Origin of the sequence: Streptomyces taklimakanensis, assembly GCF_009709575.1 — a bacterium.
In the GTDB taxonomy this organism is placed as follows: domain Bacteria; phylum Actinomycetota; class Actinomycetes; order Streptomycetales; family Streptomycetaceae; genus Streptomyces; species Streptomyces taklimakanensis.
The window spans coordinates 4,156,679-4,170,453 of the sequence record NZ_WIXO01000001.1 but is presented as its reverse complement, the minus strand read 5'-3'; the positions used below and the strand labels follow the sequence as shown (position 1 = coordinate 4,170,453).

13 protein-coding genes are annotated in these 13,775 nt (G+C 71.9%); 4 read left to right on the top strand and 9 right to left on the bottom strand.

From position 1 onward, the window contains the following. Window positions 1-165 precede the first annotated feature (165 nt). From pta to pyk, 3 genes are read left to right on the top strand one after another with little or no spacing between them, the layout of a single operon-like run. Window positions 166-2,346 (top strand): phosphate acetyltransferase, encoded by a 2,181-nt coding sequence (gene pta / locus F0L17_RS18600; RefSeq protein ID WP_162466388.1) that lies wholly within the window; start codon window positions 166-168, stop codon window positions 2,344-2,346. After that, a complete protein-coding gene (locus F0L17_RS18595; RefSeq protein ID WP_162466387.1) occupies window positions 2,343-3,578 on the top strand; it encodes an acetate/propionate family kinase in 1,236 nt (411 codons plus the stop codon). The genes pta and F0L17_RS18595 overlap by 4 nt, the downstream gene beginning before the upstream one ends. 54 nt (window positions 3,579-3,632) lie before the next feature. Then, window positions 3,633-5,060, top strand: a complete 1,428-nt coding sequence (pyk, locus tag F0L17_RS18590; RefSeq protein ID WP_155071959.1) for a pyruvate kinase — start codon at window positions 3,633-3,635, stop codon at window positions 5,058-5,060. Between the two features lie 66 nt (window positions 5,061-5,126). Here the strand turns inward: pyk and F0L17_RS18585 are convergent, their stop codons facing one another. The 4 genes from F0L17_RS18585 to F0L17_RS18570 all read right to left on the bottom strand — a co-directional run bounded on the left by F0L17_RS18585 (window position 5,127) and on the right by F0L17_RS18570 (window position 9,310). After that, on the bottom strand, window positions 5,127-6,446 hold the full coding sequence (locus F0L17_RS18585) for a hydrogenase expression protein HypF (protein ID WP_155071958.1): 1,320 nt from the start codon (window positions 6,444-6,446) through the stop codon (window positions 5,127-5,129). An 88-nt stretch (window positions 6,447-6,534) separates the two neighbouring features. After that, a complete protein-coding gene (locus F0L17_RS18580; protein WP_238419436.1) occupies window positions 6,535-7,050 on the bottom strand; it encodes a DUF6114 domain-containing protein in 516 nt (171 codons plus the stop codon). A gap of 99 nt (window positions 7,051-7,149) precedes the next feature. Beyond that, window positions 7,150-7,770, bottom strand: coding sequence for a DUF6230 family protein (locus F0L17_RS18575; protein WP_155071957.1), 621 nt, complete (start codon window positions 7,768-7,770; stop codon window positions 7,150-7,152). Window positions 7,771-8,350: 580 nt separating this feature from the next. Continuing rightward, entirely contained in the window at window positions 8,351-9,310 is a 960-nt protein-coding gene (locus tag F0L17_RS18570) for a tetratricopeptide repeat protein (RefSeq protein WP_155071956.1), read from the bottom strand. A 205-nt stretch (window positions 9,311-9,515) separates the two neighbouring features. Here F0L17_RS18570 and F0L17_RS18565 point away from each other — a divergent pair, with 205 nt between their 5' ends. Beyond that, window positions 9,516-10,190 carry a TetR/AcrR family transcriptional regulator gene (locus F0L17_RS18565; protein ID WP_155071955.1) on the top strand — a complete coding sequence of 225 codons (675 nt, stop codon included), beginning with the start codon at window positions 9,516-9,518 and terminating at the stop codon, window positions 10,188-10,190. A gap of 79 nt (window positions 10,191-10,269) precedes the next feature. Here F0L17_RS18565 and F0L17_RS18560 read toward each other — a convergent pair whose 3' ends face one another. The 5 genes from F0L17_RS18560 to F0L17_RS18540 all read right to left on the bottom strand — a co-directional run bounded on the left by F0L17_RS18560 (window position 10,270) and on the right by F0L17_RS18540 (window position 13,774). Continuing rightward, window positions 10,270-11,970 carry a coenzyme B12-dependent isobutyryl-CoA mutase large subunit gene (locus tag F0L17_RS18560; RefSeq protein WP_155071954.1) on the bottom strand — a complete coding sequence of 567 codons (1,701 nt, stop codon included), beginning with the start codon at window positions 11,968-11,970 and terminating at the stop codon, window positions 10,270-10,272. A 95-nt stretch (window positions 11,971-12,065) separates the two neighbouring features. Then, the gene (locus F0L17_RS18555; RefSeq protein ID WP_155071953.1) at window positions 12,066-12,404 is read right to left on the bottom strand and encodes a DUF3817 domain-containing protein; all 339 of its coding nucleotides are present in this window, start codon (window positions 12,402-12,404) and stop codon (window positions 12,066-12,068) included. A gap of 49 nt (window positions 12,405-12,453) precedes the next feature. Next, entirely contained in the window at window positions 12,454-12,963 is a 510-nt protein-coding gene (locus F0L17_RS18550) for a MarR family transcriptional regulator (protein ID WP_162466385.1), read from the bottom strand. 146 nt (window positions 12,964-13,109) lie between these two features. Then, on the bottom strand, window positions 13,110-13,400 hold the full coding sequence (locus F0L17_RS18545) for an MTH1187 family thiamine-binding protein (protein ID WP_162466384.1): 291 nt from the start codon (window positions 13,398-13,400) through the stop codon (window positions 13,110-13,112). After that, window positions 13,397-13,774, bottom strand: a complete 378-nt coding sequence (locus F0L17_RS18540; protein ID WP_162466383.1) for a DUF3817 domain-containing protein — start codon at window positions 13,772-13,774, stop codon at window positions 13,397-13,399. Before F0L17_RS18540 ends, F0L17_RS18545 begins: the two co-directional genes overlap by 4 nt. Between the last annotated feature and the right edge of the window lies 1 nt (window position 13,775).

Genomic DNA, 13,775 nt, shown 5'->3' with positions numbered 1-13,775 from the left:
CCAAAGGCCGCATCCCACCGGATATGTGCGGCCACCGGTGCGTTCCCCCCTTTTCACGGCGGCGTGCTCGGGTACTCGACGAAGGGCACGGCCCGAGGAGGCCCGGACGGACGGCCCGGAACGAGCGGTGGACAGGGCGAGGCAGCGAGCGAGCAGGGAGAGCCCGTGACGCGCAGCGTGTACGTGACCGGCATCGGCCGCGGGGACGGCCGCCAGGTCGTGGAGCTGGGGGTCATGGAACTGTTGTCCCGGCGGACCGGCCGGGTCGGCGTCTTCCGCCCCCTGGCCCACGACGGCCCCGACCCCATCTACGACCTGTTGCGCAGCCGCTACCGCCTGTCCCAGCCCACCGGTACGGTCTTCGGACTCGGCTACGACGAGGCCGCCGCCCACCTGGCCGAGAAGGGCACCGACGCACTGGTCTCCCGCCTGCTGGAGCGCTTCCGTACCGTCGCCCGCGACTACGAGGCCGTCCTCGTCCTGGGCACCGACTTCGCCGACACCGGCCTCCCCGCCGAGCTGGCCCTCAACGCCCGGTTGGCCAACGAGTTCGGTGCCGCGGTCCTGCCGGTGGTGGCCGGCAGCGGACGGGACCTGGACTCGCTGACCGCCGAGGTCCGCAACGGCCACCACGCGTACGCCTCGCTGGGGTGCGACGTCGTGGCGATGATCGCCAACCGGGTCTCCGACGGCCTGGCCGGCGCCGCCGCGGGCGCGCTGCGCGGGCAGCTCCCGGTCCCGGTGTACGCGCTCCCCGAGGAGCCCGCCCTGTCCGCGCCGACCGTCGCCCAGATCGCCGCGGCGCTGGACGCGAAGGTGCTGCTGGGGGACCCGGCCGGGCTCTCCCGCGACGTGCGCGGCTTCGTCTTCGGGGGCGCCACGCTGCCCACCTTCCTGCCCGCCCTCACCGAGGGATGCCTGGTCATCACCCCAGGGGACCGCGCCGACCTGGTCGTCGGCGCGCTGGCCGCCCACTCCGCGGGCTCCCCGCCCATCGCCGGGGTACTGCTCACCGTCGATCGGGTGCCCGGCGAGGAGACCATGGCGCTGGCCGCCCGCCTCTCGCCGGGCACCCCGGTGCTGGCGGTGCCCGGCGACTCGTTCGCCACCGCCGGAAGGCTGATGTCCCTGGAGGGCAGGGTGACCACGGCCAATCCGCGCAAGGCCGAGATCGCCCTCGGCCTCTTCGAGGAACACGTGGACACCGCCCTGCTCGCCGATCGGCTCTCGGTGAGCCGCCGCGGCGACCGGGTCACCCCGATGATGTTCGAGCACCAGTTGATCGAGCGTTCCCGCGCCGACCGCCGGCACATCGTCCTGCCGGAGGGCACCGAGGAGCGGGTGCTGCGGGCGGCCGAGGTGCTGCTGCGCCGGGGCGTGTGCGACCTGACACTGCTGGGCGAGGAGGCCGCGATCCGCCGGCGCACCGCCGAGTTGGGCATCGACCTGGGGTTGCTGGGGCCCGAGGAGGTGCCCGACGGCACGGGCGCCTGGGCCCGTGCCGTCGACCCGTACGACTCGCCGCTGCGCGAACGCTTCGCCGAGCTGTACGCGGGGTTGCGCGCCCACAAGGGCGTCACCCACGAGCTGGCCTACGACCAGGTGGCCGACGTGTCGTACTTCGGCACCCTGATGGTGCGGGAGGGACTGGCCGACGGAATGGTCTCGGGCGCGGCGCACTCCACCGCGGCGACCCTGCGGCCCGCCTTCGAGATCATCCGCACCCGACCGGACGCGGAGATCGTCTCCTCGGTGTTCTTCATGTGCCTGGCCGAGAGGGTGCTGGTCTACGGGGACTGCGCGGTCAACCCCGACCCGGACGCGGAACAGCTCGCCGACATCGCCGTCCAGTCGGCCGCCACCGCGGCCCGCTTCGGGGTGGAGCCGCGGGTGGCGATGCTGTCCTACTCCACCGGCACCTCCGGCAGCGGCGCGGACGTGGACAAGGTGCGGCGGGCCACCGAGCTGGTGCGCGAGCGCCGGCCCGAGCTGCCGGTGGAGGGACCGATCCAGTACGACGCGGCGGTGGAGCCGACGGTCGCGGCCACCAAGCTGCCCGGCTCGGACGTGGCGGGTCGGGCCACCGTGTTGGTCTTCCCCGACCTGAACACCGGCAACAACACCTACAAGGCCGTCCAGCGCTCGGCCGGCGCCGTCGCCGTCGGCCCGGTCCTGCAGGGGTTGCGCAAGCCGGTCAACGACCTGTCGCGCGGCGCCCTGGTGCCGGACATCGTCACCACCGTGGCGATCACCGCGATCCAGGCCCAGCAGGGCCGGCGGACGGCGGGCGGCGGGCCGGGGAGGACCGAGGGCACCGAGGAGAGCGACGAGGCGGTGGAGGAGTGAGAAACACCCGAGGAACCCACGTCCTGGTCCTGAACACCGGCTCCTCGTCGGTGAAGTACCGACTGCTGGACATGGCCGACGGCTCCCGCCCGGCGGGGGGGCTGGTGGAGCGGATCGGCGAGCGCACCTCGTACCTGCGGCACGACCCGGCCGGCGGACCGCGGCGCGAGCGCGAGGAGCCGGTGGCCGACCACGCCACGGCCCTGGAGGCGCTGGCCGAGGAGCTGGAACGCGACGGGCTCGGCCTGGACTCCCCCGAGCTGGTCGCCATCGGCCACCGCGTGGTGCACGGCGGACGGCGGTTCACCGAGCCGACCGTGATCGACGAGGCGGTGACGGCCGAGATCGAACGCCTGGTGCCCGTCGCGCCGCTGCACAACCCGGCCAATCTGGCGGGCATCCGCACCGCCCTGTCACTGGCCCCCGACGTGCCGCAGGTGGCGGTCTTCGACACCGCCTTCCACACCACGATGCCCGAGCACGCCGCCCGGTACGCCATCGACACCGCCGTCGCCGACGAGCACCGGGTGCGCCGCTACGGCTTCCACGGCACCTCGCACGCGTACGTCTCGCGCGGGGCCGCCGAACTGCTGGGCCGGGAGCCGTCCGAGACGAACGTGATCGTGCTGCACCTGGGCAACGGCGCCTCGGCCTCGGCGGTGGCGGGCGGACGCTGCGTGGACACCTCCATGGGGCTCACCCCCCTGGAGGGACTGGTGATGGGCACCCGTTCGGGTGACATCGATCCGGCGGTGGTCTTCCACCTGTCCCGGGTCGCCGGGATGTCGGTGGACGAGATCGACGAGTTGCTCAACCGGCGCAGCGGACTGCTGGGCCTGTGCGGCGACAACGACATGCGGGAGGTGCTGCGCCGGATGGACTCCGACGGCCCGGACGCGGAGTCGGCACGGCTGGCCTTCGACGTCTACGTCCACCGGCTGCGCAAGTACGTGGGCGCCTACTGCGCGGTGCTCGGCCGGGTGGACGCGGTGGCCTTCACCGCCGGGATCGGGGAGAATGCGGCCCCCGTCCGCCAGGCCGTCATGGCGGGCCTGCGGGGCCTGGGCATGGCGGTGGACCCGGAGCTGAACGGAGCGCCCGGCGACGGGCCGCGGCTGATCTCGCCGCCCGGGTCGCGGGTCGCGGTGGCCGTGGTGCCCACCGACGAGGAGCTGGAGATCGCGACACAGACGTACGAACTGGTCTCCGGCGGCACCATGGGACGGAAGTGAGCCAGCTCACCCCCTGGAACGTTCCGCCGTTGAACAAAAGATAGGATCCTCCCCATGCGCCGTTCCAAAATCGTCTGCACCCTGGGCCCCGCCGTGGACTCCTACGATCAGCTCAAGACGCTGATCGAGGCCGGCATGAACGTGGCCCGCTTCAACATGAGCCACGGGAGCCACTCGGAGCACGAGGAGCGGTACCACCGCCTCCGCAAGGCCTCCCAGGAGACCGGGCGTGCCATCGGTGTCCTCGCCGACCTCCAGGGTCCCAAGATCCGCCTGGAGACCTTCGCCGACGGGCCGGTGGAGCTCGTCCGCGGTGACGAGTTCACCATCACCACCGAGGACGTCCCCGGTGACCGCACCATCTGCGGCACCACCTACAAGGGGCTGCCCGCCGACGTCTCCAAGGGCGAGACGATCCTGATCAACGACGGCAACGTCTCCCTCCAGGTGGTCGAGGTCGACGGTCCGCGGGTGCGCTGCATCGTCATCGAGGGCGGTGTGATCTCCGACCACAAGGGCATCAACCTGCCCGGTGTGGCGGTCAACGTCCCGGCGCTGTCGGAGAAGGACGTCGAGGACCTGAAGTTCGCCCTGGAGATGGGCTGCGACATGGTGGCCCTCTCCTTCGTCCGCGACGCCGCCGACGTCCGTGACGTCCACCGGGTGATGGACGAGGTCGGCCGCCGGGTGCCGGTGATCGCCAAGGTGGAGAAGCCGCAGGCCGTCGAGAACATGGAGGACGTCGTCCTCGCGTTCGACGGCGTGATGGTGGCCCGTGGCGACCTGGCGGTGGAGTACCCGCTGGAGAAGGTGCCGATGGTGCAGAAGCGGCTCGTCGAGATGTGCCGCCGCAACGCCAAGCCGGTGATCGTGGCGACCCAGATGATGGAGTCGATGATCACCAACTCCCGGCCGACCCGCGCCGAGGCCTCCGACGTCGCCAACGCCATCCTGGACGGCGCGGACGCGGTGATGCTCTCGGCGGAGTCCTCGGTGGGCCAGTACCCGATCGAGACGGTCAAGACGATGTCGAAGATCGTCCGGGCCGCCGAGGAGGAGCTGCTCTCGCGCGGCCTGCAGCCGCTGGTGCCCGGCAAGAAGCCGCGCACCCAGGGCGGTTCGGTGGCCCGCGCGGCGTGCGAGATGGCCGACTTCCTCAACGGCAAGGCGCTGATCGCCTTCACCAAGTCCGGCGACACCGCCCGACGGCTGTCCCGCTACCGCGCCGCCCAGCCGATCCTGGCCTTCACCACCGAGCCGGCGACCGCCAACCAACTCACGCTGAGCTGGGGCGTGGAGACCTTCGTGGTGCCGCACGTGGACCACACCGACGAGATGGTGGACCTGGTCGACGCCGAGCTGCTCAAGCTCCAGCGGTACAACCACGGCGACACCATGATCATGACGGCCGGTTCGCCCCCCGGCGTCCCCGGCACCACCAACATGGTGCTGGTGCACCACCTGGGCAACGACGAGCGGTGACGCCCTGACGCGAGGGCGCCCCGGATTCCGACCGCCCGGCGGACCCGCCGGGTGGCCGGAATCCGGTCAGTTCTCGTTGTACAGGTGCATGCCCGGGATGTGCAGGGTGCCGCCGAACTGACCGGCCTGCGTCACCGACACCTCGGTGAAGAACACCTCGGAAAGATCCAGCGGGGGCGGGGACTTCGGACTGAAGGTGACCGGGATCACCCCGAAGAGATTGCCCTTGAGCTCCTCGGTGTACATGGTCACCGTGCCGTTGCGGATGGTGGAGGTGCTGCCCTCAGCGGCCTCGACGTGCGCGGTGGATCCGCCGGGGCCCTCCACGATCTGGTGGAGGTCCCGGATGTCGACCGACCTGGCGGTGAACTTCAGGACGTCCTTGACCCCGCCGCCGTAGGTGCGGACCTTGACGATGCCGTGGTAGTCCAGGCCGTGCAGGGCGAGCAGACTGGTCTCCAGGCGCCAGGGCCGATCGGGCAGCAGCGCCTCGGTCCGCTCCTCCTCGGCCTCGGCCAGCGCCTCGGCGTCGTAGGTGGGGCAGGGGTAGGGCTCCTTGCCTCCGGCACCGGGCGCGGGGGTGACGGCCTCGGCCTCCTCCCCGTCCTTGGGCCCGAAGTCGCCGGCGGTCTCCCGCGGGGTCCGGTCCGCCGGGCCGGCGGTCTCCCGCGGGTCCTTCCCGGTCTCCTTCCCGGCCCTCTCCACGGCCTCCTTCACCGGCTTCACCGGCTCCGGCAGCTCCGGCAGCTCCGGCAGCTCCGGCGGCTCCACCGGCTCCGTCGAACGTCCGGAGGCGGACGGCGACGGGGTCGGCGAACTCGGCTCGGCGGGAACGGCGTCGGTCTCCCGCCCGCCGGACCGCGTCCTCTCCCCGCCGTCCCGGGTGAACAGGTCCTCGAGGGCGCCGCCGATGCCCAGCGGGTCCAGCGGGTTCCTGCTCTCGGACGGGGCCGGCACGGGCTCCTCGACGCTCTCCGCGCCGCCCCCCGCTCCACCGTCCGCGGGCTCCTCCCCGCCGTCGGGCTCCGGGGCGGCGGTCCGTTCTCGGTCCACGTCGCCGGTCCCGGTGCCGTCCGAGTGGTCCGAGGGGCCAAAGGGGGCCGAGGGCTCCTTCGGAGCCTCGGCCTCCGGGGTGGGCGCGGGAGCGGGGGACGTCTCCGGCCTCGCGGTGCCGGCGGGCTTCTCCTCCTCGCCGGCCGATCCCCCGGTGTCCTCCTCCGCCGTCCGGTCGGGGGCGGTCACGCACGGCCCGTCCTTGAAGGGGTTCTCGGGCAGCGGCTCGGCGGTGGCCAGTCTCGGGGTGAGTCCCATTCCCATGAGCACCGCCGACGGCATGGCGGCCAGGGCGATCGCCTTGCCGGCGGGCACGTGCAGCCGGGTCAGCAACGGTTTCCTCGACGCCGCGTGGCGCGGTCCGCTCCTGGCGCGCCGGGTCGGCTCCGCGGCTCCGTACCCGCCTTCCCGGCGCGCCTCGTCAGGCGTCACGGCGGCCCCCGTCCTGTCCGTCGTCGACGCCGACCGGGGCCGGTTCGAAAACGGCCGGGTCCATCTCGTCGTCCGGGTCTCCGGCGTGCCCGGGCCCCGAGGTCGGTCGGTCCTTGTCGGCCACCCAGGCGACGCCCATGCCGCCGCCGACCAGCGTCAGCAGGAAACCGACGAGGAAGCCCCCGATGTTGGAGACCACGATCGACACCAGACCGAGCAGGATGGCGGCGACTCCGGCGAACACCCGCGAGTGCGGCTGGAACCACATCGTGAGTCCCAGCACGAACAGCAGCACGCCGATGATCAGCGATCCGGAACCCGTGGTGGTGGCCAGTCGGAAGGACAACTGTTCCAGGCCGGGGTTGGCATACGGGATGTAGATGATGGGTACGCCGCCCAGCAGCGTCAGCAGTCCCGCCCAGAAGGGGCGCTGCCAGCGCCACAGGCGGAACGACCGCCGCCAGTGGCCGATGCGCTCACGCGCTCCCGACGACTCGGTACTCATCGAAAACAGCTCCCTAGGGCCGAACTGTCATGGGGATCAATGCGGCGGGGAGCGCGGGGGACCGGCGGACCGGTCCCCCGCCTCCTTCCGCTCAGTGCGTCAGAAGCACTCGTTCTTGCCCTTGCTGACCTTCATCGACAGGCCGGTGAGCTTGAACGTCGCGGCGCTGGTGGCCCAGGACGTCTGCTTGACGTCGGTCAGGAAGGCGGAGTCGGCCTCCTGGGCGAAGGACCCCGGCGCCCCCTTGATCACGCCCGCCTCGACATCGGGCCCCTTGGAGGTGCTCCCGGCCGCCACGCCGATGTTGATGTCCCGGAACGTGGCGTCGGCGTCGAGCTGGTTGAGGTCGATGTAGAGGTTCTTGGCGATGACCGGTTTATCACCGTTGCCCGCCGTGAGCTTCAGCGAGACGTCGCCGAAGCCGGGCACGGGCACGACGACGGACTGGCACAGCCCCTTGAGTTCGGCGGACTCGAACGCGGACACCGCGACCGGGACGGGTTCGCCGTTGTGCTTGGTGTTGATCGTGCCGTACTGCACGAACCCCGTGCCGTCCAGCTCCTTGACGGAGACCTTCGCCTGTTGGCCGGAGATGCTGAACGACGCGGCGAGCGCGCCCTGTGCCAGGGCGACGCCGACCGCTGCCGTGGCGGCAACGCTCGGGACCATGACGACGGCGAACCGCTTCCATCTGGTCCCGCCACGAGCCACAGACTCCATGACTTTCCTCCTTCTCGGACGTACATCTCCGGCCCGGGCCCTGGGCCCGGACGGGATGGGAGAAGTGCTACGCCCTCGGGAAGGGGAACGCCGTTCCTCGAACATCGCGAGACATCGGAGTACCGGCGACCACCCCCGAGCGACAACCACGCGGCCGCGCTCTCGCGCGGCCCGTCGGACAGGCCCCGCCCGGCGGCGGAGACCCCCCTGCCCGGGACCGGCGCGCTGGGCACCGGTCCGCCCGGTGGGGACCCGTGGCCCGCCGGTCCCGGGTGTGGTGCGCCGGGCTGCGGACAACGGACCGAGCGTGGCCGATCGTGGTGCATGAGACGCCGGGACACAAGGGGTTCGTTACTTACGGGTAACGACAGGATGGCCACATCTGCACACCAAGTGATCAATTACATACACCGAGTGTCGGAGTCGAACGGGAAGCGGCCGAACGAATCGGGCGGTCGGGGAGTAAACCCCCCACGCCCTTTACTGCGAGTAACAGCGGCCGCGATGGCCAAGTTTTGGCAAAGTCGCGGCCGCTGTCGATCACTGTGTCAATACGTCGCGGAGGGGCGGGAACAGCAGGTCAGAACAGCACCCGAGCGAGGGCGCCGCGGGCCGCCACGACCCTGGGATCGTCCGGCCCGACCACCTCGAACAACTCCAGGAGACGGACCCGCGCCGCCTCCCGGTCCTCCCCGACCGTGCGCCTGACCGTCTCCACCAGACGCCCGAAGGCGTCCTCGACGTGCCCGCCCACCAGGTCCAGGTCGGCCGCGCGCAGTTGCGCGTGGACGTCGGCGGGATCGTCCGCGGCCTCCTTGCGCACCCGCGCCGCGTCCAGCCCCTGGACGCGCTGCAGCAACTCGGCCTGGGCCAACCCCAGCCTGGCCTCGGTGTCGGCCGGCTTGTCGGCGAGGACGTTCCGGTACGCCCGGACGGCGCCGTCCAGGTCACCCGCGTCCAGCGCCGCGTGCGCGGCGGCCAGCGCCGGGTCCTCGGGCACCGCGGGCTCGGCCGGCGCCTCCTCGTCACCCGCCACGGGCGCGCCGACGATGCCGAAGCGCTCCTCGGCGACCTGGATCAACTGGTCCAGCACCTGGCGGACCTGCTGTTCGGGGGCCGCGCCCTGGAACAGCGGCAGGGCCTGGCCGGCCACCACCGCGAAGACGGCCGGAATGCCCTGCACTCCGAACTGCTGGAAGAGCAACTGGTTACGGTCGACATCGACCTTGGCGAGCAGGAAGCGTCCGGCGTACTCCCGTGCCAGGCGTTCCAGCAACGGACCGAGCTGCTTGCAGGGCTCGCACCACTCGGCCCAGAAATCGATGACGACCGGAACCCCGGCGGAGCGCTGGAGCACCGCCTGCTCGAAATCCGCCTCGTCGACCTCGATCACCGGGGAGGACGGGGCCGGACCACCGGCCGCGCCCTGTCGTCCCGCGCCCTTGGCGCGGGCCTCCTCCGCCTTCTGCCTGGCCTCTCCGGCCGCCTTCACGGCGGCCAGGTCGACCACTCCGCTCATGGACATGTTGCGTGGCTGCATGCCCCCAGTCTCCCCCGTCCCGGGACCGTTCCGTGCAGCGTGCCGCTTTTCGGTGCCGGGTCCCCACCGGCACCTGCCGCCCCGCCCGGTCGCCGCGGGGCCCGATGTGGTCGTCGCTCGGTCGGCCGCGCCGGGTCGCCCCGGTGCGCGCGGCTTTTCGATACGCCCCGTAGCGTAACTCATGGCCGCCGCTAGAGTCACCCCCATGACTGGCTCCGCTCGACGCGCGGGCAGGCCGCGCAGCGCCGCGGCCGACCGGGCGATCCTCGACGCGACGCGTTCCGCGCTGGTCGATCTGGGGTGGGGCAGGCTGACGATGGGGGACGTGGCCCTGCGCGCGGGCGTGGCCAAGACCACCCTCTACCGCCGTTGGGCGAACAAGAACGAGATGGTCGTGGACGCGGTGGCCGTCCTCTTCGACGAGCTGGACCTGCCCGACCGCGGCAGCCTGCGGGCGGACGTGGAGGGGGTCGTGCTCTCCTTCGCCGCGCTGTTGGAGCGGCCGGAGACGAAGACGGCGCTGATGGCCGTGGTCGCCGAGGCCACCCGCGACGAGGCGCTGCGCGCCCGCATCCGCGCCGCCATCGTGGACCGCCAGAAGCGTCTGGTCGTCGAGGGGCGGCGGCGCGCCCAGGCCCGCGGCGAACTGCCCCCCGACCCGCCCGGACCGCGGGGCGCCGCCGTGGCGGACCGCGCGGCGGCGCTGGTCTTCGACGTGATCGCGGGCGCGGTCGTCCACCACTGTCTGGTCAGCGCCGAGAGCGTCACCCCCGAGTGGACCCGTGCCCTGACCTCCCTGGTGCTGCACGGGCTGGTCGCCGCTTCGCCCGGGGCGGCGGACGGCCGCGCGAGTGCCACGGGCGCCACGGACGCTCCCTGAGGGACGTCCGGCCCCGCCCCGTGCCGGGCGACGGACACGGAACGGGACGGGGCGGACGACGGGACGGAGCCGGCCGGCGTCAGAACCCGGCGGGCTCGGTGTAGACGCCCCACTCGTCGCGCAGGGCACCGCAGATCTCGCCCAGGGTGGCCTCGGCCCGCACCGCCTCCAGCATCGGTTCGATCATGTTGGAGCCGTTCCGGGCGGCGGTCAGCATCCCGTCCAGCGCGGAACGCACCCGCGCGTCGTCGCGCTCCGCCTTGCGCTCGGCCAGCACGCGCACCTGCTCGCGCTCGACCTCGTGGCTGACCCGCAGGATCTCCAGGTCGCCGGTGACCGAGCCGGTGTGGCAGTTGACGCCGACGACCTTCTTCTCGCCCTTCTCCAACGCCCGCTGGTAGCGGAAGGCGGCCTCGGCGATCTCGCCGGTGAACCAGCCGTCCTCGATGCCGCGCAGGATGCCGGAGGTGATGGGACCGATGGGGTGGTTGCCGTCCGGAACCGCGCGGCGGCCCCGCTCCTTGATCTGCTCGAAGATCTTCTCGGCGTCCGCCTCGATCCGGTCGGTGAGCGCCTCGACGTACCAGGAACCGCCCAGCGGGTCGGCGACGGAGGTGACGCCCGTCTCCTCCATCAACACCTGCTGGGTGCGCAGCGCGATCTCCGCGGCCTGCTCGCTGGGCAGGGCGAGGGTCTCGTCCAGGGCGTTGGTGTGCAGGGAGTTGGTGCCGCCCAGCACGGCGGCCAGCGCCTCCACGGCGGTGCGCACCACGTTGTTGTACGGCTGCTGGGCGGTGAGCGAGACACCGGCGGTCTGGGTGTGGAAGCGCAGCCACTGCGCCTTCTCGCTCTTCGCCCCGTACACGTCCCGCATCCAGCGCGCCCAGATCCGCCGGGCCGCGCGGAACTTGGCGATCTCCTCGAAGAAGTCGACGTGCGCGTCGAAGAAGAACGACAGGCCCGGCGCGAAGACGTCCACGTCCAGGCCGCGCGAGAGGCCCAGCTCCACGTAGCCGAAGCCGTCGGCGAGGGTGTACGCCAGCTCCTGCGCGGCCGTGGAGCCGGCCTCGCGGATGTGGTAGCCGGAGACCGACAGCGACTTGTACGCGGGGATGTGGCGCGCGCAGTGCTCCATCAGGTCGCCGATCAGGCGCAGGTGCGGCTCCGGCTCGAAGAGCCACTCCTTCTGCGCGATGTACTCCTTGAAGATGTCCGTCTGGAGCGTGCCGTTGAGGACGGAGGTGTCCACGCCCTGGCGCTCGGCGGCCACCAGGTACATGCAGAACACCGGAACGGCCGGACCGCTGATCGTCATCGAGGTGGTGACGTCGCCCAGCGGGATGTCCCGGAAGAGGACCTCCATGTCGGCGGCCGAGTCGATCGCGACGCCGCAGTGGCCGACCTCGCCCAGCGATCGGGGGTCGTCGGAGTCGCGGCCCATCAGGGTCGGCATGTCGAAGGCGACCGAGAGCCCGCCGCCGCCGGCGGCGAGGATCATCTTGTACCGCTCGTTGGTCTGCTCGGCGTTGCCGAAGCCGGCGAACTGGCGGATGGTCCAGGTCCGGCCGCGGTAGCCGGTGGGGTACAGACCGCGGGTGAAGGGGTACTCACCGGGCCAGCCGATCCGCTCGAACCCCTCGACGGTGTCGCCGGGGGCGGGGCCGTAGACGGGTTCCACGGGATCGCCGGAGAGCGTGGTGAAGTCGGCGTCCCGCTTGCGGGCGGCGTCGTACCGGGCCTGCCAGCGTCGGCGGCCCTCTTCGATGGCGTCAGCGTCCATACGACAAATTTACTAGGACGTCCAAGTAATTGTCGATGGAGGACCGCCCGGCGCGCCGGAACGCGGACGCCGGACGGGAGGCCGCGCGGTGGCCGTCAGGCCCGCGCGGGAGCGGCCGTGTCGTCGACGACCAGCGGCTCGACCCGACGGGAGAGCCGGCGCTCGACGAAGAACGCGGCCGTCGGGATCGTCCCCGCCAACAGCACCCACAGCAACCGGGGGAGCGGCAGCTTCGCCTTGGATCCCAGGTCGAAGGCGAAGACCAGGTAGAGCACGTACAGCCAGCCGTGGGCGAGGCTGATGACGTAGGTGAAGGTCTCGGCCCCGTCCAGCTCCAGGATGTACTTGCCGACCATGCCGAGGCACAGCAGGACCAGCAGCACACCGGTCACGTAGGCCATCACCCGGTAACGGGTGAGCACGCTCTTCTTCATGCCCATGAGCGTAACCGGCCGCCCGGGCGGCCCCTCCGGCGCCCCGGGGTCACCCCTCCTTGAAGTCCCCGGCCGCCACCCGCAGCGGACGCAGCAGCGCGAAGATCTCGTCGCACTCCTCGGCGTCGTACGTCCCGAGCCCGAAGTCCATCGCCATCAGGTCGCGGGTCGCCGCCTCGCACACCTCGCGCCCCCGGTCGGTGATGGAGGCGAGCGTGCCGCGCCCGTCGTTGGGGTTGGGGCGCTTGGCGACCAGACCCGACTTCACCAACCGGTCCACGGTGTTGGTCACCGACGTCGGGTGGACCATCAACCGCTCACCGATCTTGGACATCGGCAACTCGCCGGCCTGGGAGAACGTCAACAGCACCAGCGCCTCGTAACGGGCGAAGGTCAGACCGTAGGGCTTGACCACCGCGTCCACCTCGGCGAGGAGGATCTGGTGCGCGCGCATGATCGAGGTGATCGCGGCCATCGAGGGCACGGACCCCCAACGCTGCTTCCACAGTTCGTCGGCGCGGGCGATCGGGTCGAACGACAGGCTGAGCGGCTTCGGCACGCCCCCGACCTTACCGGCCGGTCATATCGTGGTCAGCTCCGTCTCGGTGATCGGACCGGGAAAGGGGGGACCACCCCCGGTCCCGGACCACCGCGAACGCCCCCCGCCCTCCGGCGGGCGCCGCAGGGCGGGGGGGGCGGCCCGCGTCAGCCCAGGTGCCGTTCGACGCTCTCGATCTTCGAGGTCAGCCCGTCGGTGACACCGGGGCGGATGTCGGCCTTCAGCACGAGCGAGACGCGCGGCGCGCGGGCCTCGACGGCGGCAACCGCCCGTCGCACCACGTCCATGCACTCCTCCCACTCGCCCTCGACCGAGGTGAACATCGCGTCCGTGCGGTTGGGCAGCCCGGACTCGCGGACCACGCGCACGGCGTCGGCCACGTACTCCCCGACGTCCTCGCCGACGCCGAGCGGGGTGACGGAGAAGGCGACGATCACGCGTCCACCGCCCCCGTGCGGGGCCGCTCGGCGGCCTGCCTCGCCTCCTCGGCGCGGGCTCGGGCGGCGATCACGCTCGCCTCGGTCTCACGGCGCAGCCGCTTGTCGGCGTAGAACCCGCCCGCCGGGACCACCGCGCACAGGAAGTACAGGGCGGCCCGGCCCAGCGGCCACTTGGCACGGTTCCAGGCGTCCAGCCAGAAGACCGCGTAGAGGACGAAGAGCAGACCGTGAACGGCTCCCATCACCGGCACGGCGTTGAACTCGGTGGTCCGCTTGAGTACGGAGCACACCAGCAGCAGGAGGAAGGAGACGGCCTCCGGAGTGGATACCAGCCGGAGGCGGCGCAGCGCGGAAGCGGTCTTGAGGTCCACG